Here is a 19,062-nt window from a genome sequence, read left to right on the forward strand (position 1 = left end):
GCTCCTTTGTTCTTGTGTGCATCGGCGGGCGAGGCCCGCCGATGTTCAACGGTACCGCTTGCGGGACGCCTTCAGTCGTTGGCAGCCAGCTTCACGTACTCGGTCGGCTCCAGATAGTCGTAGACGACTTCGCCGATATCGAGGGTCAGGTTGCTGATGATATGACGCGCGCCGACGACACGCTTGACCGGCAGGTCCGCGACGGGAGCGAGTGCATGAGCATGCAGTTCGAGCGCGGCGGGGCCTTCCCATGCGCCGAGCACCGAGACATCGCGCAGGTAGAAGCGCACGAGTTCGCATACACGCGCCGAACCGTCGACGTGCGGCACGACTTTCAGCAGGAAGTTCGGCGTTTCGGCGAGCTTGCGACGTTCGGTTTCGATATCGAGTTCGCGGAATTTGTAGCCCATCGTGCCCGTGGCGATGCGCTGCGTACCGTAGTCGAGCGTGCCGAGCAGGGTGTCGCGGCCATCGACCGACAGACGCGGCGTGGCCAGCTTCTTCGGAAAGCCCCAGATTTCGCGGCCGCCGGCGATCGGGCCTTCATCGTCGAGATACATCGCGTGCGTGTAGCTGCCCTTGTTGCCGTGCTCGTCGACGACGGAGATCACCTGACCGCTTTCCGTGTAATCGCCAAAGCCCGACGAGTCCGGCATGCGAATGAATTCGTAGTGCACGAGTCCGCTGTCCACGCGCAGCGGTTCCGGCACGACCGCCTGCAATGCGTCGAGATCGGTCTCGTACGAAATGATGAAATACTCGCGATTGACGAACCGGAACGGCGGCTTCGGATAGGACGGGTTGTGAAACGGCATCGCGTAAGCGTTCTTGCGGATCTGGTCGATCTTCATCGGAACCTCCGTCGTTCGAAAGTGCTTCACTGTAGGATTTGTGCGCCGCAACGTCAACGGAACACACTGTTGCCGAAATTGAACGGTCTGGCGCATACGCCTGCGTGATTCGCGACATGACCTTGTGTCGTGCACTGCGCCAATATTGACGAGCGTCAACATTGCAGGAAGATGTCAGTCCTCAAGATCCCGAAGCAAAATTGAGGGTGGTATGCCATGCGCTACGGGTCGCGCCGCGCGCATCGCGTCGAGGCGAATCACCCGGAACGTTGCGGACTCTAAAGCGATTTGCGCGTTATTGCAGAGGAGCGGCTGTGAGATTCCAGATCATGATGTCGAATCGCAGATTGCCTGTAAAAAAGCACAGATTCCTTGTGACGATTCGCAGGTTGCTTGTGGATATGCACAGTGATTGGCGCGCCTTGCGTTTCGCTTGCATGTCGTTTGTCACGCTGATGGCGGCGGGTATTGCAGTCGCGGGTATGGTGAAAAGTGCACCGGCGCGAGCCGACGAAGTTCGCACGAATCACGGCGACGATCCGTTTCTGTCCGTCTCGAAGGGCATCGCCTCGTGCCCGGTCCCGCTCGGTCCGATGCAGACGGACAAGGAATGGCTCGCGAACTCTCACAACCGTATCGAACACGGTAACAATTGTTGGTCGGAAGGACGCTGTCGCCTGATGAACGCGTACTACTACGACAAGGACATTGCGGACACCGTCCAGCGACGCCTGCGTTACGTCGATACGCTCGACTTGCACTGGAAGGAACGCACGACGCTATGGCTCATGATCCAGAGCCGTGTGATCTACGTGCAGGGGTGTGTCGCACCGGATTTCGACAAGAAGAAGTTTCTGGCGGTACTGCGTCAGACGGCGGACGTCGACGAGGTTGTCGACAATACGACGACGCACCCCGATTCGCCGGATGTGCCGTACCGGACGCAGGCCAACCCTGATCGTCTGGTGCCCGGGGATCCCAACTGAATATCCATGAAGCCGCATGCGCGGAGTTTCTCGCGCCGGCCTGATCCGCTACCGTAACCGCCATCATTTTCGCAACGCGCGAAGCACGAAGCACCGCGGATCGACATGTGCGTCACGCGCCGCTGGCTAGCGACAACGTCACATCGAGCCACCCGATGAAATCGCTCGCCATTTCCGTCGGGATTTCGTGACCGGCAGCGTAGCGTCGGCTCGTCAGACGAAGATCGTGCGCAGCGAGCAGGGCATCGGAACGCTCGGCCCATTGCACGGGAAGCTTCGCATCGTAGGTGCCGTGGGCGACGAAAGCCGACACTGTGCGCAGCAAGTCGCGGCTCGCCATATGCGGTGCGATCTCGGGCAGGATGCGACCGCTCAGAATCGCGAATCCGGCGATATCTCGCGGCGAACTCAAGCCGACACTTGCGCTGAGGATGCCGCCCTGGCTGAAGCCGGCAATGACCGTTGGCACGGGCGTGGGCCCGGGGTCTTCGCGCAAGCCATGCACGAGGTCGATAAGCAGCGTACGGCTACGGTCGGCTTGCGCGGCGTCGATGACCGGCGAACCGCCGGCGAAACTCACTTCGAACCAGCCGTATTGGCTGGGTCCGAACGTCAACGGACCCCGCACGAGCAAGACTTCGACGCGCGGGTCGATCATGCGGGCCAGCGCCTCGAGGTTCGTCTCGTTGCCACCCACGCCGTGAAGCAGCAGCACGCGGGCGGCTGCCAGCGTTTCGGTCGCGGCACGCTTTCGGTAGGACAGGCCGGAGGCGACGTCGGTGACAAGCCGGTCGAACGCGCGGCTCGTCGAAGGCTCGGCGTGCTTGGAAGTGTCAGTGGTCATAGTGAAGGCATAGGGACGGGAACGAGGCCCCAGTGTATTGGCTTGTGTCGCAATGAAAAATGCGCCATCACCGGACTGTTTGTTCCGGAAACCGTGACAGTCGAGATGGCGAGGTGGTGGCGAGATGGTGGAGACATGGCGGCCAAATGGACGAGATGACGGCGCGAACCGCGCCCCGCGCGGGCTTTGGGCTATAGTCGCGATCCAGACAAACGCCTAGTGCGTTCGTCGGTTCGGCACGCGATAATGGAATGAAAGCGCTTTCATTCAAGTCGCACAGCAGTCGATGCAAGCCGCCGCAGGGCAGGAGGGCAGATGAATACGATTTCTAAAAGAGAGGAGCAAGGCATGGATCTCGCGCAAGCGAACGCGAAGCAGCAGGCGGCCGAATGGGTCGCGAAGATGACGATCGAGGAACAGGCCCTGTTGCTGTCCGGCGATGGCTGGTGGGCGACGCATGGCATCGAACGTCTGGGTCTGCCGCCGATCGCGCTGTCCGATGGTCCGCACGGCCTGCGTAAAGTCCGTCGCAACGACAGCGCCGGTGCAGAGGGGAGCGTGCCGTCGACGTGTTTCCCGACCGCTTCGGCGCTTGCCGCGACGTGGAACACGGATCTGCTCGGCGAAGTCGGTCGTGCACTGGGCCGCGAAGCCCAGGCGGTCGACGTGCAGGTGCTGCTCGGGCCGGGCATCAATATCAAGCGTTCGCCGCTGGGCGGGCGCAATTTCGAATACTTCTCGGAAGATCCGATTCTGGCGGGGCGCCTCGCCGCGGCCTATATCGAGGGCGTGCAGTCCGAGGGCGTCGGCACCTCGCTCAAGCACTTCGCGGTGAACAGCCAGGAAGACGAGCGCATGGCGACGAGCTCCGACCTCGACCTGCGCACGCTGCACGAGATTTACCTGACGGCATTCGAAATCGCCGTGACCGAAGCGAAGCCGTGGACGGTCATGAGCTCGTACAACCTGGTCAATGGCACGTACGCATCGGAAAACGCGTATCTGCTCTCCGATATCCTGCGCCGCGACTGGGGCTACGACGGCCTGGTCGTCTCGGATTGGGGCGGCATCAACGATCGCGTTGCAGGCGTCGAAGCGGGTAATGATCTCGAGATGCCCGGCAGTGGCGATTACAACCGCAAGAAGATCATCGCGGCGGTCAACGAAGGGCGGCTGTCAAAGGCCTCGCTCGCACGCGCTGCGACCGAAGTCGCTGCGCTGATCCTGCGCGCGGTCGCGGCACGCAAGCCGAATCCGACGTTCGACGTCGACGCTCACCATGCGTTGGCGCGCCGCGCTGGCGCCGAAGCGATTGTGCTGCTCAAGAACGATCAGAACGTCCTGCCGCTGGCGCGGAACAAGACAATCGCGCTGATCGGCGGCTTTGCCAAATCGCCGCGCTATCAGGGCGCGGGCAGCTCGATGGTCAACCCGACACACACGAGCAACGCGTTCGATGAGTTGGCGAAGCTTGTCGACCCGTCGCAGCTGAGCCATGCCGCCGGTTACGACGGTGAAGGCGACACGACCGCGGCGCTGATCGGCGAGGCTGTGCGCTGTGCACAGGCTGCGGATATCGCCGTGATTTTTGCGGGTCTGCCTGACAGCTATGAATCGGAGGGTTTCGACCGTGCGGCCATCGACATGCCGCCCGGACACGTCGAGTTGATCGAAGCGATCGCTGCGAAGCAGCCGAACGTGGTCGTCGTGCTGCTCAACGGCTCGGCCGTTTCGATGCCGTGGGCGCCGCGTGTGAACGGTATCGTCGAAGCGTGGCTCGGCGGTCAGGCGGGCGGCGGCGCGATCGCCGACGTATTGACGGGCCGCGCAAATCCGTCGGGCAAGCTCGCTGAAACGTTCCCGCACACGCTGGAGCAGACGCCGGCATTCCCGAATTTCCCGGGCCGCGCGGGACATGCGGTGTACGGGGAAGGGGTGTTCGTCGGGTATCGCTATTACGATGCCAAACGCATCGAACCCCTGTTCCCGTTCGGTTTCGGGCTCAGCTACACCGAGTTTGCCTATTCGTCGATCCGTATCGGCGCGGCGCAATTCGACGCGGATCGTGACGGCACGGTGACCGTCGAAGTCGACATCAAGAACGTCGGTCGTGTCGCGGGCAAGGAAGTCGTTCAGCTCTATGTGCACGAGCGCAGCCCGGAAGTGGTGCGCCCCGTTAACGAGTTGCGTGCGTTCGAGAAGGTATCGCTCGAACCCGGCGAGCAGAAAACCGTTCGTTTCGTATTGAGCCGCCGCGATTTCGCGTATTTCGACGCCCATCACGAAGTGTGGGCGGTCAAATCCGGGACGTTCGATGTGCGTTGTGGCGGATCGTCGCGCGACTTGCCGCTCACTGCATCGATCGACGTGCAAGCCGTCAAGGCACGCGTGAAACCCCTCACGCGCCGCTCGCTCGTCGGAGAGTTCAAGGACGTGCCCGGCGGCGAAGCGTTTTACGTCGAACTGGTGCGCGCGCTCGGCTTCGGTGCGTTGCTGGCGGCCGATGACGAAGGCACGATGACGCAGGATCAGATCGTTCTGGCGCGTAAGGCCCGGATGTCGACATTTGCATTTATCGATGAAATGCCGGCGATCAAAGTCTGTGCTTTTTCGCATGGCAAGCTGACTGAAGCGCGCCTCGACGAGATGCTCGACCTTGCCCGAACGCGCCTGAGCGCATAGTCTCAAGGTGGCTGGACCGGTGAAGGGCGCTTGCGACCCGCCGGTCCACGTCACTGACCGCTGTGCCTGAACGGAGCCTGACCGCAAGGCACGCACCATGCTTCGCGTGGCAGGTGCCGCGGTCGTCAAGCGCTATGACGCGGCGCGCATGCCGATATCGGGTCCGAATCGAATCTTGATTGGATGGCAATCCAATTTGGACAGCACTCGAATGCACGGACGCTCTGACGCTGACAGTTACGGTGGTGATCGCGGTGACCGGTGTGACTGTTGTGACCGGTGTTATTGCGAAGTTTCGGTCCCCGGCAACCGGGGCGTGATTTTCAATATGTTTTCTTAACATTGAAATGTGCGCGTTTGGCTAATGCTTTTGCAGACGGCTGATACAATGCGCGCAGTTCAAAGTCGGACAAAGCAATGGGATTCGAGCAACTCGCAGCACTCAGAACGGAACTCGCCGAAAAGGCACGCCAGGAGAAACTCGCCAAGCAGGGTGGCGGGGGTGGGAAGGGCCGTGGGCCACGTCCGCCGAAGGGCGCCGTTGCGAAGACTGAGGGCAAGCCGGGCGGCGACGCACAGGCCGCAGGTTCGAAGCCGGCGAAATCGAACAACGCGAACAGCGCGAATCACGCGCCGCGTGCTTCAAACGGCCCGAAGTCGTCGCAGACTCCGAATGGCCGCCCTCGTCACGAGGGAAATGAAGGGGCTCGGACCCATGGCGGCAAGCGCGGCGATCGCGGTGACCGTCAGGCGCGCCCGGCGCGTGCTTCGCACGAATCGGCGACGCCGACCGACCCGGTCCTGCTGCTGATTCGCAAATTGCAAAATCGTTTCTCGGCGACGTTCCCGAAAAAGCCTGCACCGAAGGTGCCGCTCAAAATCGGCATCTTCGAAGATTTGATGGCGCATGCGACTGAACTCGGTGCCGATGAAGCTCAGCTGCGCGCTGCGATCAAGACATGGTGCGGCGGCAGCCGGTATTGGGCGTGCATGGTCGAAGGCGCACAGCGTATCGACCTCGCAGGTCAGCCGGCCGGTGTGGTGACCGCAGCCGATGCGAACCGCGCGCGCCGTCTCGAAACGCACCGTGAAAAGCGTGCGCAGCAGCGCGCGGCCGGTGATGCGGGTGCAAAGCAGGACGCAGGTCACGCGCAGGCGTCGTCGACCGCTCCGACCCCTGACACGTCCGCGTCGGCATCCACACCCGTGGTTCCGACTGCGGCTGTCGGCAGTGACACCGCGCCCGCGTCGACGCCGCAGACTCAGTCGGCTGCGGACACTGCGCCGGCGGCCGACCCCACGCCTTCCGGTGCGGCTCAGGCGGATGACCACGCGTCGAATTCGCAAACGGAATCTGTCGCGAACGGTCACTGATCGGAAACTGGAAGGACGCGTGTAAAGGGGCGTCTAGCATGGCGTCGATCAATTGGAGATCGGCGACATGCTCGAACCTTCCCGTACTTTCAGCGCGGCGCGCGTCGACGCGCGATGTGCATCGGCACCGCATGCGTTTGAGCGAACATCGGCGTTCGCACGTAGCCCGATATGGCCCATCGCCGTTCGGGTCGTCCCTTGCACGCCGCAATCCCCTATTGCTTACGCTCGCGCCGCGTCGCTGGATTCATGCGGCACGTACGCACATGCTGAGGCACATCGCGTCCGATCGCAGCTTGATGCCGTGGCGGGTCTGGCCGGACTTTGGGTGCAGGCGGGCGTCTCGTGTGACGCTGCGGCGGCCCGGACCGGAATCGTCGATCGCATCGCGCGCGTCGCACTCGAGTGGCGTGCGGTGTACGGGGCGGCGGGGCAGGCGATCCGACTGGGTGGGAACTGGGTTGATGTCGCTCGCATGTACGGCATCACGCAAGAGGCGACCCTGGTCGGGCTGCAGATCCTGTCGGTGTTCGTGCACGTCACCCCGACGCTTGTGTGGGGCGGAGAGTGGCGAGAAGTCGCGCGTTGGCATGGTATTTCGTCGCCCTACGCGCTTGGGGTATTGCAGGACGCCGTGGCCAATCGATATGCCTATCCTCACGTTGATGCGCATCAGCCCTGGCATTCCGTTGCGACGGCATTCGATCTCGATGCGCCGGACGTTCGCCGCGCGCTCCAGCACAGGTCGATCGGCCATCGTGCCCCGGGACTTTTGGCACTCGGCTTGACCTGCGACGTCGCGGCGGAAATCCTTGGTCTTGATCCTGTCGGACGTGCCGACCTGGAGATGCTCGCACGGAGAATAGAGGCGCACACGGTGCTTGCTTATGCGAGAGCGGGCGGAGCGGCGTCGCTGGGAGCGCCAGCAAGCGATAGCCGTTTCGGACCCGAATGGCAAGCGGCGACTGCTGCGACCGCCGCCTATGCGTGGCCGGCGTACCCTTTATTGCCTGGAATGTCGCTCAGATAACGAGAATAAGAAACCGTCCTCGTCGCGTGATATATCAGTGATTTAGAAATCGCGGGTTTGCAATTGAATCAGCGAGCCTTGCCAAATCAGAGCAGCGGCAACTGCAAGAATTCGGTCTCGACCGCGTTCAAATGCGGCTAGCCGGTTACCGGACTTATAGGTGTCACCGAAGTACCGGCAAAGTACTTCGTCGTCGACGGTACATCGATAATAAGAACCATCAACTGCAATCGTGAACTGGACGTCACCATCTACGACAAAGGGCGCGGTGCCCGGAGCGAGATTCACGGTCATTTTTCAAGTCCGCATCTGACGATGCTCGCAACGTATCACAGCAATCCTTTAAAAGACAAGCGAGATCGACTTAACGCGATAAATCGGTTGTCAAACTATGACATTGCCGCATCAACGATTTTTATAGTGAAATGAAGTTAAACGTTTGCGCACGTATTTACTATGCGGTTTAAAGAGTCGGAAAAAACGACTCAAATTAAACCGCGTATTTTTATGATGAATGGCGTAAGAAATCGGTACGCTAGCGCACGTCGTCCGAATCGGCGCGGTCGGCAAACACGCTGTGTTCCGCGTGCACGCTGACGGGATCGACGCATTGAACGGACCAGTGTCCTGCGGTGCCGTATGCCGACATACCGGGCCGATTCAGCGCGACGCCGTCTTCGCCGCGATGCGGGCAATGGTTGGCGGTCAGGTCTAGCCCCTCGAGTGCGAAGAGGGTGCAGGTGCACATGGCGTCTTCAAGGACGGTATCGCAACCATCGTCGCGAAGAACACCCCATTCGGGGATGTCGATGCCGAGGTGGCCCTCGCGCGACCAGCGGCCCGCGTCATGGTCACACCACAGCACGGCGAACGCGCCGGGGTTCAGCGCGTTGAAAGTATCGAGATGAACAGTGATGCGCATGGTCTCTCCAAAAAGGGTCGATGCCAGCCATCGCAGCGAGACTCAATCGGCATGCACGCGACGTCGTCACGGTCGTTACCGTGAGCGCGCATCGAATGCGGCGAGCCCGTGGCGTTCGGGCCGCCTCGATCAAGTGGGGCGACTTGCAGTCAGATTCCAGGTAACGGGTGACGGCAGGTCAGATACGAATCCTTGAGAGCGCAAAGTGGATCACGCATGCTATAGGCGTCTGTGGGACCATGCCGCAGCGAAGGTGATGTTACGCCGTCTGTTGCCCTTGTCGATGGCAACGTGCGTTTTGAACGGTCACGTGCGTTCTCCTCGCGCGTGTTCAACGCGTTGAGCGTGCGTGGCTCGGAATGACCTCGCATTGTCAGAGTGTCGATCGAAAAAGGGAGGCACATCGATGGTCCCGTCCGACGCTGATACCTCGCCGCGTCCGCCGACTTCGGCATCAACCACTTCGGCGCCTCGCGCGTCCACACGCTGGTGCGTGCGCGCAAGCTGGATTGTGGCGACTGATGCGCAGGCGTCACGCGTCCAGGCGTATTCGCTCGATCATCAGATTGGTGTATCTGCCGTCTTCTCGCTTGAGACGGCACACGATATGGACTGCGCCGACATGCTGGATTTTCTGGCGACAGACCCTCACACGCACATCGTTTTTGTCGCGTTGACGCATCTTGCGCGACCGTCCCGTTTTTTGTCCGCAGCGCGCGCATGCACGCGCAATAAGCCTGTGTTTGCCTGGTGCGTTGCACCGGATGGACAGGGTCAACCGGTCTATCAGGCGGCCATCGAGCGAACCGGTTTTGTGCGCGTGAATGACTTCGAACAGCTACTCGACGCGTCACAGACCGCCGAAGCGCAGGGGATCCAGCAAGGTCCGCTGATCGAGTCGTATCGCGAGCAGATGAGGCGCATCATGGCGACGCCTCCGCTCCCTGCGCCGGACGTGCGCGGGTTGCGCGCGGCGCATGCCCACGCGCGGCAATGGATTGACCGCATCGAAACGCGCGGAACGGATCTGCCACTCTGGATGGGCAGCAACGAAGCGCAGATGCTGCTGGCCTGCTTCGGCCTGCATGCGGATACGAACGGGAGCGTCGATACTGACGTCGAAGCCGATAACACAATCGGTGTCGACATCGAAGCGGATGAGGGCATCAAAGCCGATGCGGCAATCAAAGCCATATCCGGCTCCGACAACGGCATGACGGCGGTGGACTACACCATCGAGGTGGAGATTCACGACGATCCCGGTTTCGGCGCGGTGATGACATTGACACCAGGCTCACGGCTCGCACATCGGCCGAACATCGATGCAGCGTCGGAGGACCGTGAATCGCCGCGCACCGTAACGCATCTGCTGCCTGTCGATACCACGTTAGTGTTCGACAGTTTGCACGACCTCATGGGTATAAACGATTCGAAGGATCCGAAGGATCCGACAGACACAACGCGTCCGACCGATGCCAGGCGGTTGCCCGGCCGCGACATCGCACAAGCCGCCTATGCGCTCGAAACGCTCTCCGCGATCGTATGCGGTCAATCGCGTCTGGGCGCAATGACGGGGCAACTCGAGTACTCGGCCGGCCGATGGTATTTCGCGCGCGCACGCCTTCTCATCGTTGCGCGGGGCCGGCGACACCCGCTGTCCATTCGCCCGTATCCGTTCAACCTCGAGCAGACGATCGACTGGGACGGTATGGCGCTGACCTTTCGTCCGATCCGGCCGGAAGACGAGCCCCATCACGCGGGTTTGTTCAGGGCACAGACGCCCGAAGACCTTTATCTGCGTTTCTTCAGCATGCAGCGCGAGCCAGATCATGCGCGTCTCTCAAGACTGGTCCGTATCGACTACGCACGTGAGATGGCCATCATCGCGTGCTCGGGGCCGGCCGACCAGCTGGTCGTCCACGGCGTCGCGCGCGCAGTGTCTTGCGTTGAGGCGCATGGTGCAGGCGAGTCTGCCGAATTCGCCGTGGCGATTCGGTCCGACGAGAAGGGGCACCACCTGGGCCGCATGCTGATGGAGCGCATCATCGACTATTGCCGCGGGCGCGGCATGGCGCGAATCGTCGGCGTGGTGCTCAAGGAAAACCGGCGCATGCTGGCGCTTGCGCAGGACTGCGGTTTCGAGCGGCAAACGAACGAGGACCCGACGATCTGGTCGATCGTACTGCCTCTGCAGGATCAGGCAATCAACACGGCGCGGCGTCCCGACAATCGCGCGTAAAGGCACACCTGGCGACGCTGCGGGCATCGCACATTGACGACGATGGCACGCTCCTGTCCGTCGTGCGCCACCGCATCGCCACTCCCGACAGCCGAGCGAAACGCCATGCCGCAGCGCAGTCGCACCATTGCGACCGAGGCGACGACGACAAGGCCTGCAAGGATTCTGAAGGGTGTCGACAAAAACACACTGTCAGGTATCTGAAGCACCCATCCCGCATACAGCGCAATCAGGTCGATCGCAATCGCAGCCACCGACGCCACGAGCAGATAGGCGCGCAGCGCTTCGCTTCGTACTCCATGCATGGCACGTATCCTGAACAAGGGAATCTGACCGCCCGTCTGAGTCGTCAATGAATTTGCCGCCCGACAGCAAACCGTCAGGCACCGGGCAAGGCCGGCCCCTATTTTCAGGAGCAAATGTGACGGTTGTGGGGGCGACTGTGCAGGACGAGTGTCAGCAAGGCACGTTCCCCGTCGCAGATACAACGTGTGAGTTGCCTGCAAGACGGACGAAAGCGAGTTGGAAGGCGTGTGCGATAGCAACGAGATTGCAACGCAACGGTGCCAGCGAAACGGTCACCATGCAGCGCATGGAACGCCGGATTCAAACGCGTTCGAGCGCGTCGAGATCGATCAGATGGATTGCCTTACCTTGTGTTTCAAGCCAGCCGTGCTTCTGGAATTTCGAGAACATCCGGCTGACGGTTTCCAGCTTGATACCGAGATAGCTGCCCAGTTCTTCGCGTGTCATGCGCAGCGAGAACGACGTGGGCGAATAGCCGCGAATCCGGAATCGCTCGGAGAGGTTCAGCAGAAATGCAGCGACGCGTTGCTCGGCCGACATCGTGCCGAGCAGCATGAGCAGGTTCGAATCGCGGACGAGCGCACTGCCGAGGAGGCGGTGGAAGTGACGTTGCATCGTACGCACGTCGTGACAGAACGATTCGAAAATGTGAAAGGGGATCACGCAGACCGAACTGTCTTCGAGCGCGACGGCCTCGCTCGCGTGGTGGCCGTTACAGATCCCGTCGAGCCCGAGCGGGTCGCCGGGAAGATGCATGCCGGTGACTTGTTCGCCGCCATCGCGATGCATGACGACCGTCTTGAACGAGCCCGATCGAACGGCGAAGAAATTCTGGAAGGGGTCCTCCGTGCGATAGAGGACTTCACCGCGGCGCACGAGCCGCGTCGGGCCGACCATGGCATCGAGACGCCGAAGATCGGCGTCCGACAAATCGGTCGGCATGCACAACGCACGCATCGCGCAATTCGAACAACGTGTCTCGTGACGGCGGCCCGTTTCGGGCGCCGCGCATGATGCAGCAGCGGCCTGGGAAGGTGCTGCCACCCGGATCCGCTCTAGTTCGGTCGACACGTTCATCACACTCTCTCGAGCGCGCGGGATGCGCGCGTATGCGCGAGTATCGCGCGGCCGGAGACGTCGATAAATCGGCCGCGAATGAAGCTTGCGTAGGAATTAACGAAGGCGTGTAGGAGTTTCCCTACAAGTGCATCACATCATGGGCATATGCAGATGATGCGGATCGTTGAGCATTTCGGCGACGTGCTGTAACGCGTAGCGGCAATCGTCGCGATCCTGTGGACCGCCGAGGCAGATGCGCAGGGCATTCGGCGGGTTGCCGTCGGTCGAGAACGCGGCCCCCGCGACCGCTGCCACACCCTGGCTTCGCAGGCGCAGCGCGAGCTCCGGCGCACTCCAGTCGCAATGCGCGGGGATCGGCAGCCACAAATGAAAACTCTCGGGATGGGCGTCAAAACGCCAGTTCGCGAGCGCCTGCGATGCAATGGCCTGCCGTGCGCGGGCTTCGACACGAATGGCATCGCAGATGTCGGCCGCCGTGCCGTCGTTGACCCAGCGCGTCGCGAGCGCGACGGTAAACGGACTCGCCATCACCGTCGTCGCACGCAAGGCGCCGGCCACGCGTTGTGTCTGTCGCGCGGACGGCGAACGCAGGTAAGCGACGCGCAGGCCCGCACCGAACGTTTTCGACATCCCGGTCACGTAGTACGTAAGTTCCGGGGCCAGCGTGGCAAGCGCATCGGGTGCATCGACTGCGAGGCATCCGTACGCGTCGTCTTCGATGATCGGCACGCTGTAGCGCAAAGCGACGTCTGCAAGCGCCTCACGTCGTCGGCTCGACAGCGTCAATGTGCTCGGGTTCTGCAGCGTCGGATTGCAATAGAACGCACCGGGCTTGTCGGTCTTGCACAGCGCTTCGAACGCATGCGGCAACGGACCTTCATCATCACGCGGCAAAGGCTGAAGCCGCACGCCGAGCTGCGACGTGATCGCCTTGATTCCCGGATAGGCGAGCGTATCGAGACAGATGGTTTCGCCCTGGCGGGCGAGTTGGGAGACGAGTGCGACGAGGGCACTGTGAATACCCGGACACACGAGCACCGTATCGTCTTCGCAATGCGGCAGGCGTCGCTTGAGCCAGGCGCGTCCCGCAGCACGATCCTCAGGCAGGCCTCCGAAATCCTGATAACGGAGCATCGGATACGGGTCAGCCTGCGCAAACAATGTGGCTGCGCCGTCGCGAAGTCGAGCCGCAAGCTCGGGCGGCTCGGGCGGCATATTCATCGACATCTCGACACTGCCGCCTCCCGCGAGCGGCAAAGTCTGCGTTCGACCGCGTACGAAGGTACCGCGTCCGGCGCGCGCGTCGAGTAAGCCGCGCTTGCGCGCTTCGGCATAGGCGCGCGCGACGGTCGTGTAGTTGAGCTGAAGCGCATCGGCCAGATCCCGCAAACCCGGCAGTCGGTCACGAGGCCGCAGACGTCCGCTCGCGAGGTCTTCCTCGATCAGATCCGGTATCACGAGATAAGCCGGCTTGCGGCTCTCGGCGAGCCGTTTGATCCAGTGATGCTCGAGGCTGTTCATGGGCTCGATAGGCCTTCGTTTTATTGGCGGCCGTCGACAACGATCAATGTGCGTCATGTGTGTCGATAGCGATCAATTCAAACTAACATGCGGATGCGAGAAAAAATAAATCATTTTCTTTGTTCGAAGTTTGATTGATTGCATTGATTGGACCACTGCACGGATGCGGGGTGCGACGCACCATCAACGCGCACAAAAGCGATCATTCAGGCGCATCGCACTGTGGTGCAACGCGGGCAGCGCAACCTCTTCAGCGCCTATCCGGCAAGGTTCTTCAAGATTTTTTCAAGTCACGCGATCCATTGCAATTTGAATGATTGCAAGTTGATTGCATCCGGCGTCTTCCCGATTGGCATATCCGTTGCGTTATTCGATTCGTCACACGGTGATTTTTGGATTCGCACCGATAAATCGAACGTCCATTTATTCAATCAGCGATTGACTGGAGATCGACATGCCCGCAGTGACTCAACCTTTGCATCAGAAAGGCGACTTCCTCGTCGACTACGAGGAGAAGGTCTTCGAGGACGTGAAAGCCGATGCCGGAGAGAAGGCGCTGGTCACGTTCCATACCGTCGCATTCGAAGGGTCGATCGGCTTCGTGAACCTGTTGCAGGCAACGCGTCTGCAACGCAAGGGTTTCGAGACATCGGTGCTGCTCTACGGGCCGGGTGTCACGCTGGGGCTGCAGCGCGGCTTTCCGACGCTCGGCGACGAAGCGTTTCCGGGCCATCTGAACTTCAACAAGCAGCTCGTCAAGTTCATGGACGAGGGCGGCAAGGTCTATGCGTGCCGCTTCGCGCTTCAGGCGCTCTATGGACACGGCGAGGCGTCGCTGATTGAAGGCATCCGTCCGATCAACCCGCTCGACGTGCTCGATCTTCAGTTGCTCCACCGCAAGGAAGATGCACTGATCATCCATACGTGGACGGTCTAGGCGCGGAGGCCAGCCATGACGTCCCCAGCCCAGCGCATGGTCCGTGCGGCGGCCGTGCAGATCGCGCCCGACTTCGACCGCCCCGGCGGCACCCTCGAGCGCGTCTGCGCGGCCCTCGATGAAGCCGCGTCGCGCGGCGTTCAGCTCGCCGTGTTTCCCGAGACGTTTGTGCCGTACTACCCGTACTTTTCGTTTGTGCGGCCGCCGGTCGCATCGGGTCCCGAGCATATGCGGCTCTACGAGCAGGCCGTGGTGGTGCCCGGTCCGGTGACGGATGCCGTGTCCGAGCGCGCGCGCCGGCATGCGATGGTCGTCGTGCTCGGGGTCAACGAGCGCGACTACGGCAGCCTCTATAACACGCAGCTGATCTTCGACACCGACGGGCGGCTCGCGCTCAAGCGCCGCAAGATCACGCCGACGTTTCACGAACGCATGATCTGGGGGCAGGGCGATGCCGCCGGGCTCAAGGTCGCGAATACGCGCATCGCGCGTGTCGGGGCGTTGGCATGCTGGGAGCACTACAACCCCCTCGCGCGGTATGCGTTGATGGCGCAGCACGAAGAGATTCATTGCAGCCAGTTTCCGGGGTCGCTTGTCGGGCCGATTTTTGCCGAACAGATCGAAGTGACGATCCGGCATCACGCGCTTGAATCGGGATGCTTCGTCGTCAACGCGACGGGTTGGCTCAGCGAGGCGCAGATCGCATCGGTCACGACCGACGACAAGCTTCAGAAGGCGCTGCGCGGCGGATGCATGACGGCCATCGTCTCGCCCGAGGGGCAGCATCTCGCGCCGCCGCTGCGCGAAGGCGAGGGCATGGTGGTCGCCGATCTCGACATGTCGCTGATCACCAAGCGCAAACGCATGATGGATTCGGTCGGTCACTATGCCCGGCCAGAATTGTTGAGCCTGGCGATCAACGCGCAACCCGCAACGACGACGGTGTCGATGCATTCGATGTCGCCGATGTCGCCGATGTCGCCGATGTCGCCGATGCAGCCGATGCATCCGACTCATTCGACGCCTTCGATGCCCTCGGGCGGGGCACCCGATGACGCGGGGCTGTTTCACTTCGATCCCGATTTACCGCAAGGAGGCCAGGATGACCGCCAACCCGAACCCGTTATCGAATGATCGCAGCGGTCTACGAAGCGAACCGATGCGCGACACCCGGTGCGAGATCGACCCGGGGCTGAATCTTGAGACCGACCAGGCGATCGGGGCGGAGATTGAACGCCACGTCGCGCTGCGCGACATGACCGCACTGCGCACCGAGTTGCAGTCGAGCGGCCTGCGTCTGATGGATCCGTCTGCGGGCGCAGCGAGCCGGCGCGGCGGCGCGGGTCCGTCCGACCATAAGGCCGTGACCGTCGACGGCGTCACGATCATGGTGCCCGTGCATACGACGTCGGCATGGCATTCGCCGTTTGTCGCGCAGGCGCCGGATGCGTCCGGTGTCAGCGCGCTGATGCGTGGCGCGATTCCGATCGCCAGCATCCAGTTCCCGAAGTCGCCCCGCTTTGCACGCCTGCAGACGCTCGACGGCGTGCCGTACTCGCATATCGCAACGCTGCACAGCACCGACGTGCTTGCGACGACGGTCCTGCAAACGTGCATCCGCTACGAAAGCCGGAAGAAGACCTGCAAGTTCTGCGCGATCGGGCAATCGCTTGCGGCGGGTCGCACCATCGCGCGCAAGACGCCGGAGCAATTGGCCGAGGTGGCGCGCGCCGCGGTGCTGCTCGACGGCGTCCGGCATATGGTGCTGACCACCGGAACGCCACCGACACCCGACCGCGGAGCGCAGATCCTCTGCGAAAGCGCGTTTGCGATCAAGGCTGCAGTCGATTTGCCGATTCAGGCCCAATGCGAACCTCCTGACGACGACAAGTGGTTCGAGCGCATGAAGGCGAGCGGCATCGACACGCTTGGCATGCACCTTGAAGTGGTAACGCCCGAGCTGCGGGCCCAACTGATGCCAGGCAAGGCCGCGGTACCGATCTCGCGCTATATGGACGCCTTCAAGGCGGCGGTTGCTGTGTTTGGGCGCAACCAGGTCAGTACGTACATTCTGGCCGGCCTCGGCGATTCACCCGAGGCGATCCTGGCGATCTCGCGTGAACTCATCGCTCTCGGCGTGTATCCGTTCGTCGTACCGTTCGTGCCCATCAGTGGTACGCCGCTTCAAGATCATCCGGCGCCGTCTTCGGCGTTCATGCAGTCGATATTGGGCCCGCTTGGCGCCATGTTGCGCGATGCGCAGATGCGTTCGTCCGATATCAAGGCCGGCTGCGGTAAATGCGGCGCCTGTTCGTCGCTCGCTTCGTACGAGGCATGACCATGCTGATCGATGCTCCGGATACCGCCTGCGTCGGCCAAACGCGCTCGACGTACGATTTTATTCACGCGCACGACCTTGACGAAGCGCCCTATGTGCCCGTCGAGTACCGCATCAAATGGGCGACGTTGGCGTGGGAACGCAACGAGGCCTATGCATTGCGGCGGGCCGTGTTTTGCCACGAACAAGGTGTCTTCGCAGGCGACGATCGTGACGAGATCGATGGGCAAGCGAAACTGCTCGTCGCGATGAGTTGCGTCGCAGGCATGCCTGAGCAGGTCGTGGGCACCGTGCGCATTCACGAGACGCAGCCACGTTCGTGGCTCGGCTCGCGTCTTGCCGTGCACGCTGCGTTCCGCTCGCATAGCAAGCTGGGCACGACACTGATCCGACTCGCGGTCAGCAGCGCCAACGCAGTGGGCTGTGACACGTTTCTTGCCCACGTGCAGGCGCAGAACGTGCCGCTGTTCCGGCGATTGAACTGGCACACGGTTGCCGAAGAGACACTGTTCGGACGCCCGCATCACCTGATGGAGGCCGACCTGTCGGCGTATCCGCCTTGTCACACCCCTGAAAGCGGCTTCGTCACGGCATCGCGGGGACGGACATGACGCCCGCCTCGTCGCTCGCGTCGTCGACCGGACCGAAGCTTGCATTCCAGAATGCGCTCGATGCGTTGACGCAGCGACTGCGCGAGAGCCGCGGTTTTCGTCACAAGACCGACATCGCTGGCGTGGTGTCGTCGCTCGCCGCGAGGCTGCCGCGCGGAGTCGAGGATCTGGGTCAGGCCGTGGCCGTCGGCGACGATTGCGCTGCGATCGCGGATGGCCAGGGCTACTTGCTGTTTGCCATCGAAGGGCTGGTCAGCGACTTTGTTTCGTCGATGCCGTGGTTTGCCGGGTATAGCAGCGTGATGGTCAACATCAGCGATATCTACGCGATGGGTGGCCGTCCGCTTGCTGTCGTCGATGCTCTGTGGTGCGACGGGCTCAAGGCAGCCGCGCCCATTCTGGAAGGCATGGCGGCCGCGGCAACGACGTACGGTGTTCCAGTGGTAGGGGGGCATAGCAACACGCGCAGCGCGCAGGCGAAGCTTGCGGTGTCGATCGTCGGGCGGGCGAACACGTTGCTGTCGAGCTTTAACGCACGCGATGGCGACCGGCTCGTCATGGCGATCGATCTTCGCGGCCACTTTGAAGATCCCTATCCATTCTGGAACGCGTCGGTCGGCGCATCAGGGCAACGCCTGCGCGACGACCTCGAAGTCTTGCCGCAATTGGCCGAGAGCGGACTCTGTGATGCCGCTAAGGACATCAGCATGGCCGGCGTGCTGGGTACGTCACTCATGCTGCTCGAATGCTCGGGGAAGGGTGCGCGCATCGATCTCGACGCGATTCCCCGGCCGCCGGACGTGGACTTCGATCGCTGGTTGAGCGCGTTCCCCAGCTATGGGTTCGTGCTGTCGGTGCGCGATGAACACGTCGACGCGGTCCTGGACCGGTTCCAGGATCGCGGGCTCGCGGCTGCAGTCATCGGAACGGTCGACGCGTCTCGACAGGTTGTGCTTGAGCAGGGGCCGGCGCGCTCGACGCTTTGGCACTTCGATGCACAGTCGTTTATCGGCGCCCCGTCAGGAGGGAGTTGAGATGCCCGTCACGCATTTCCGGATTCAGTGGCCAGACGGTTCGCAAGCGAACTGTTATTCGCCGTCAACCATCGTCGGAAACTATCTCGTTGCCGGGGAACGCTACGCGCTTGCGGATTTCGTCGAGCGGTCGCGTCAGGCGCTTAGCCTTGCCTCGGAGCGCGTGCGCGCGAAATACGGCTACGCCTGTTCGTCCGCAATGGACCAGCTGGCGCAGATCGAAGATCGCGCGAGGCATTTTGCGGGCGATCCGCAGGCCGAGGTTCACGTGATCGCACTTTCCAGGAACGTCTCATGACACACGCAT

Annotated in this window: 18 protein-coding genes; 11 read left to right on the plus strand and 7 right to left on the minus strand. The window is 62.0% G+C overall.

Annotation, left to right across the window (positions count from 1 at the left end; translation table 11 throughout):
- Positions 1–71: 71 nt before the first annotated feature.
- Complete coding sequence (locus ACMFWR_RS20340) at positions 72–851, minus strand: acetoacetate decarboxylase (RefSeq protein ID WP_413196499.1); 780 nt, start codon at positions 849–851, stop codon at positions 72–74.
- A 401-nt stretch (positions 852–1,252) separates the two neighbouring features.
- Between ACMFWR_RS20340 and ACMFWR_RS20345 the strand changes: the two genes are divergently transcribed.
- Entirely contained in the window at positions 1,253–1,837 is a 585-nt protein-coding gene (locus ACMFWR_RS20345) for a hypothetical protein (protein WP_413197299.1), read from the plus strand.
- A 112-nt stretch (positions 1,838–1,949) separates the two neighbouring features.
- Here the strand turns inward: ACMFWR_RS20345 and ACMFWR_RS20350 are convergent, their stop codons facing one another.
- On the minus strand, positions 1,950–2,681 hold the full coding sequence (locus ACMFWR_RS20350; protein WP_413196500.1) for an alpha/beta hydrolase: 732 nt from the start codon (positions 2,679–2,681) through the stop codon (positions 1,950–1,952).
- A 315-nt stretch (positions 2,682–2,996) separates the two neighbouring features.
- Between ACMFWR_RS20350 and ACMFWR_RS20355 the strand changes: the two genes are divergently transcribed.
- From ACMFWR_RS20355 to ACMFWR_RS20365, 3 genes are all read left to right on the plus strand, one after another.
- On the plus strand, positions 2,997–5,363 hold the full coding sequence (locus ACMFWR_RS20355; RefSeq protein ID WP_413196501.1) for a glycoside hydrolase family 3 C-terminal domain-containing protein: 2,367 nt from the start codon (positions 2,997–2,999) through the stop codon (positions 5,361–5,363).
- A 417-nt stretch (positions 5,364–5,780) separates the two neighbouring features.
- Positions 5,781–6,737: a ProQ/FinO family protein gene (locus ACMFWR_RS20360; protein WP_413196502.1), complete on the plus strand. Its 957-nt coding sequence runs from the start codon at positions 5,781–5,783 to the stop codon at positions 6,735–6,737.
- A gap of 304 nt (positions 6,738–7,041) precedes the next feature.
- The gene (locus ACMFWR_RS20365; RefSeq protein WP_413196503.1) at positions 7,042–7,767 is read left to right on the plus strand and encodes a hypothetical protein; all 726 of its coding nucleotides are present in this window, start codon (positions 7,042–7,044) and stop codon (positions 7,765–7,767) included.
- A gap of 42 nt (positions 7,768–7,809) precedes the next feature.
- Here ACMFWR_RS20365 and ACMFWR_RS20370 read toward each other — a convergent pair whose 3' ends face one another.
- Both ACMFWR_RS20370 and ACMFWR_RS20375 read right to left on the minus strand, forming a co-directional pair.
- On the minus strand, positions 7,810–8,061 hold the full coding sequence (locus ACMFWR_RS20370; RefSeq protein ID WP_413196504.1) for a DUF1488 family protein: 252 nt from the start codon (positions 8,059–8,061) through the stop codon (positions 7,810–7,812).
- A gap of 241 nt (positions 8,062–8,302) precedes the next feature.
- The gene (locus tag ACMFWR_RS20375; protein ID WP_413196505.1) at positions 8,303–8,689 is read right to left on the minus strand and encodes a DUF3564 family protein; all 387 of its coding nucleotides are present in this window, start codon (positions 8,687–8,689) and stop codon (positions 8,303–8,305) included.
- Positions 8,690–9,095: 406 nt separating this feature from the next.
- Between ACMFWR_RS20375 and ACMFWR_RS20380 the strand changes: the two genes are divergently transcribed.
- Positions 9,096–10,928 (plus strand): GNAT family N-acetyltransferase, encoded by a 1,833-nt coding sequence (locus ACMFWR_RS20380; protein WP_413196506.1) that lies wholly within the window; start codon positions 9,096–9,098, stop codon positions 10,926–10,928.
- Here the strand turns inward: ACMFWR_RS20380 and ACMFWR_RS20385 are convergent.
- From ACMFWR_RS20385 to ACMFWR_RS20395, 3 genes are all read right to left on the minus strand, one after another.
- Entirely contained in the window at positions 10,886–11,233 is a 348-nt protein-coding gene (locus tag ACMFWR_RS20385) for a hypothetical protein (protein ID WP_413196507.1), read from the minus strand. The genes ACMFWR_RS20380 and ACMFWR_RS20385 overlap by 43 nt on opposite strands.
- A 301-nt stretch (positions 11,234–11,534) precedes the next feature.
- Positions 11,535–12,311 (minus strand): helix-turn-helix domain-containing protein, encoded by a 777-nt coding sequence (locus tag ACMFWR_RS20390; RefSeq protein WP_413196508.1) that lies wholly within the window; start codon positions 12,309–12,311, stop codon positions 11,535–11,537.
- Between the two features lie 132 nt (positions 12,312–12,443).
- A complete protein-coding gene (locus tag ACMFWR_RS20395) occupies positions 12,444–13,835 on the minus strand; it encodes a PLP-dependent aminotransferase family protein (RefSeq protein ID WP_413196509.1) in 1,392 nt (463 codons plus the stop codon).
- Between the two features lie 454 nt (positions 13,836–14,289).
- On the opposite strand from ACMFWR_RS20395, the gene ACMFWR_RS20400 reads away from it, so the two are divergent.
- The 6 genes from ACMFWR_RS20400 to ACMFWR_RS20425 all read left to right on the plus strand — a co-directional run bounded on the left by ACMFWR_RS20400 (position 14,290) and on the right by ACMFWR_RS20425 (position 19,053).
- Positions 14,290–14,772 (plus strand): MSMEG_0572/Sll0783 family nitrogen starvation response protein, encoded by a 483-nt coding sequence (locus ACMFWR_RS20400; protein WP_413196510.1) that lies wholly within the window; start codon positions 14,290–14,292, stop codon positions 14,770–14,772.
- A 15-nt stretch (positions 14,773–14,787) separates the two neighbouring features.
- The gene (locus tag ACMFWR_RS20405; protein ID WP_413196511.1) at positions 14,788–15,906 is read left to right on the plus strand and encodes a Nit6803 family nitrilase; all 1,119 of its coding nucleotides are present in this window, start codon (positions 14,788–14,790) and stop codon (positions 15,904–15,906) included.
- A gap of 121 nt (positions 15,907–16,027) precedes the next feature.
- A complete protein-coding gene (locus ACMFWR_RS20410) occupies positions 16,028–17,110 on the plus strand; it encodes an MSMEG_0568 family radical SAM protein (RefSeq protein WP_413197300.1) in 1,083 nt (360 codons plus the stop codon).
- Between the two features lie 2 nt (positions 17,111–17,112).
- On the plus strand, positions 17,113–17,721 hold the full coding sequence (locus tag ACMFWR_RS20415; protein ID WP_413196512.1) for an MSMEG_0567/Sll0786 family nitrogen starvation N-acetyltransferase: 609 nt from the start codon (positions 17,113–17,115) through the stop codon (positions 17,719–17,721).
- Positions 17,718–18,755 (plus strand): sll0787 family AIR synthase-like protein, encoded by a 1,038-nt coding sequence (locus ACMFWR_RS20420; RefSeq protein ID WP_413196513.1) that lies wholly within the window; start codon positions 17,718–17,720, stop codon positions 18,753–18,755. Before ACMFWR_RS20415 ends, ACMFWR_RS20420 begins: the two co-directional genes overlap by 4 nt.
- A gap of 1 nt (position 18,756) precedes the next feature.
- Positions 18,757–19,053, plus strand: coding sequence for an MSMEG_0570 family nitrogen starvation response protein (locus tag ACMFWR_RS20425; protein WP_413196514.1), 297 nt, complete (start codon positions 18,757–18,759; stop codon positions 19,051–19,053).
- Positions 19,054–19,062 lie beyond the last annotated feature (9 nt).

This window comes from Pararobbsia alpina (genome assembly GCF_965118125.1).
Classification (GTDB): Bacteria; Pseudomonadota; Gammaproteobacteria; order Burkholderiales; family Burkholderiaceae; genus Pararobbsia; species Pararobbsia alpina_A.

What these genes read in the sequence shown, in the direction of transcription:
- ACMFWR_RS20340 (WP_413196499.1), bottom strand. Translation starts at nt 851, where the DNA reads ATGAAGATCGACCAGATCCGCAAGAACGCTTACGCGATGCCGTTTCAC.
- ACMFWR_RS20345 (WP_413197299.1), top strand. Translation starts at nt 1,253, where the DNA reads ATGCACAGTGATTGGCGCGCCTTGCGTTTCGCTTGCATGTCGTTTGTC.
- ACMFWR_RS20350 (WP_413196500.1), bottom strand. Translation starts at nt 2,681, where the DNA reads ATGACCACTGACACTTCCAAGCACGCCGAGCCTTCGACGAGCCGCGCG.
- ACMFWR_RS20355 (WP_413196501.1), top strand. Translation starts at nt 2,997, where the DNA reads ATGAATACGATTTCTAAAAGAGAGGAGCAAGGCATGGATCTCGCGCAA.
- ACMFWR_RS20360 (WP_413196502.1), top strand. Translation starts at nt 5,781, where the DNA reads ATGGGATTCGAGCAACTCGCAGCACTCAGAACGGAACTCGCCGAAAAG.
- ACMFWR_RS20370 (WP_413196504.1), bottom strand. Translation starts at nt 8,061, where the DNA reads ATGACCGTGAATCTCGCTCCGGGCACCGCGCCCTTTGTCGTAGATGGT.
- ACMFWR_RS20375 (WP_413196505.1), bottom strand. Translation starts at nt 8,689, where the DNA reads ATGCGCATCACTGTTCATCTCGATACTTTCAACGCGCTGAACCCCGGC.
- ACMFWR_RS20380 (WP_413196506.1), top strand. Translation starts at nt 9,096, where the DNA reads ATGGTCCCGTCCGACGCTGATACCTCGCCGCGTCCGCCGACTTCGGCA.
- ACMFWR_RS20385 (WP_413196507.1), bottom strand. Translation starts at nt 11,233, where the DNA reads ATGCATGGAGTACGAAGCGAAGCGCTGCGCGCCTATCTGCTCGTGGCG.
- ACMFWR_RS20390 (WP_413196508.1), bottom strand. Translation starts at nt 12,311, where the DNA reads ATGAACGTGTCGACCGAACTAGAGCGGATCCGGGTGGCAGCACCTTCC.
- ACMFWR_RS20395 (WP_413196509.1), bottom strand. Translation starts at nt 13,835, where the DNA reads ATGAACAGCCTCGAGCATCACTGGATCAAACGGCTCGCCGAGAGCCGC.
- ACMFWR_RS20400 (WP_413196510.1), top strand. Translation starts at nt 14,290, where the DNA reads ATGCCCGCAGTGACTCAACCTTTGCATCAGAAAGGCGACTTCCTCGTC.
- ACMFWR_RS20405 (WP_413196511.1), top strand. Translation starts at nt 14,788, where the DNA reads ATGACGTCCCCAGCCCAGCGCATGGTCCGTGCGGCGGCCGTGCAGATC.
- ACMFWR_RS20410 (WP_413197300.1), top strand. Translation starts at nt 16,028, where the DNA reads ATGACCGCACTGCGCACCGAGTTGCAGTCGAGCGGCCTGCGTCTGATG.
- ACMFWR_RS20415 (WP_413196512.1), top strand. Translation starts at nt 17,113, where the DNA reads ATGCTGATCGATGCTCCGGATACCGCCTGCGTCGGCCAAACGCGCTCG.
- ACMFWR_RS20420 (WP_413196513.1), top strand. Translation starts at nt 17,718, where the DNA reads ATGACGCCCGCCTCGTCGCTCGCGTCGTCGACCGGACCGAAGCTTGCA.
- ACMFWR_RS20425 (WP_413196514.1), top strand. Translation starts at nt 18,757, where the DNA reads ATGCCCGTCACGCATTTCCGGATTCAGTGGCCAGACGGTTCGCAAGCG.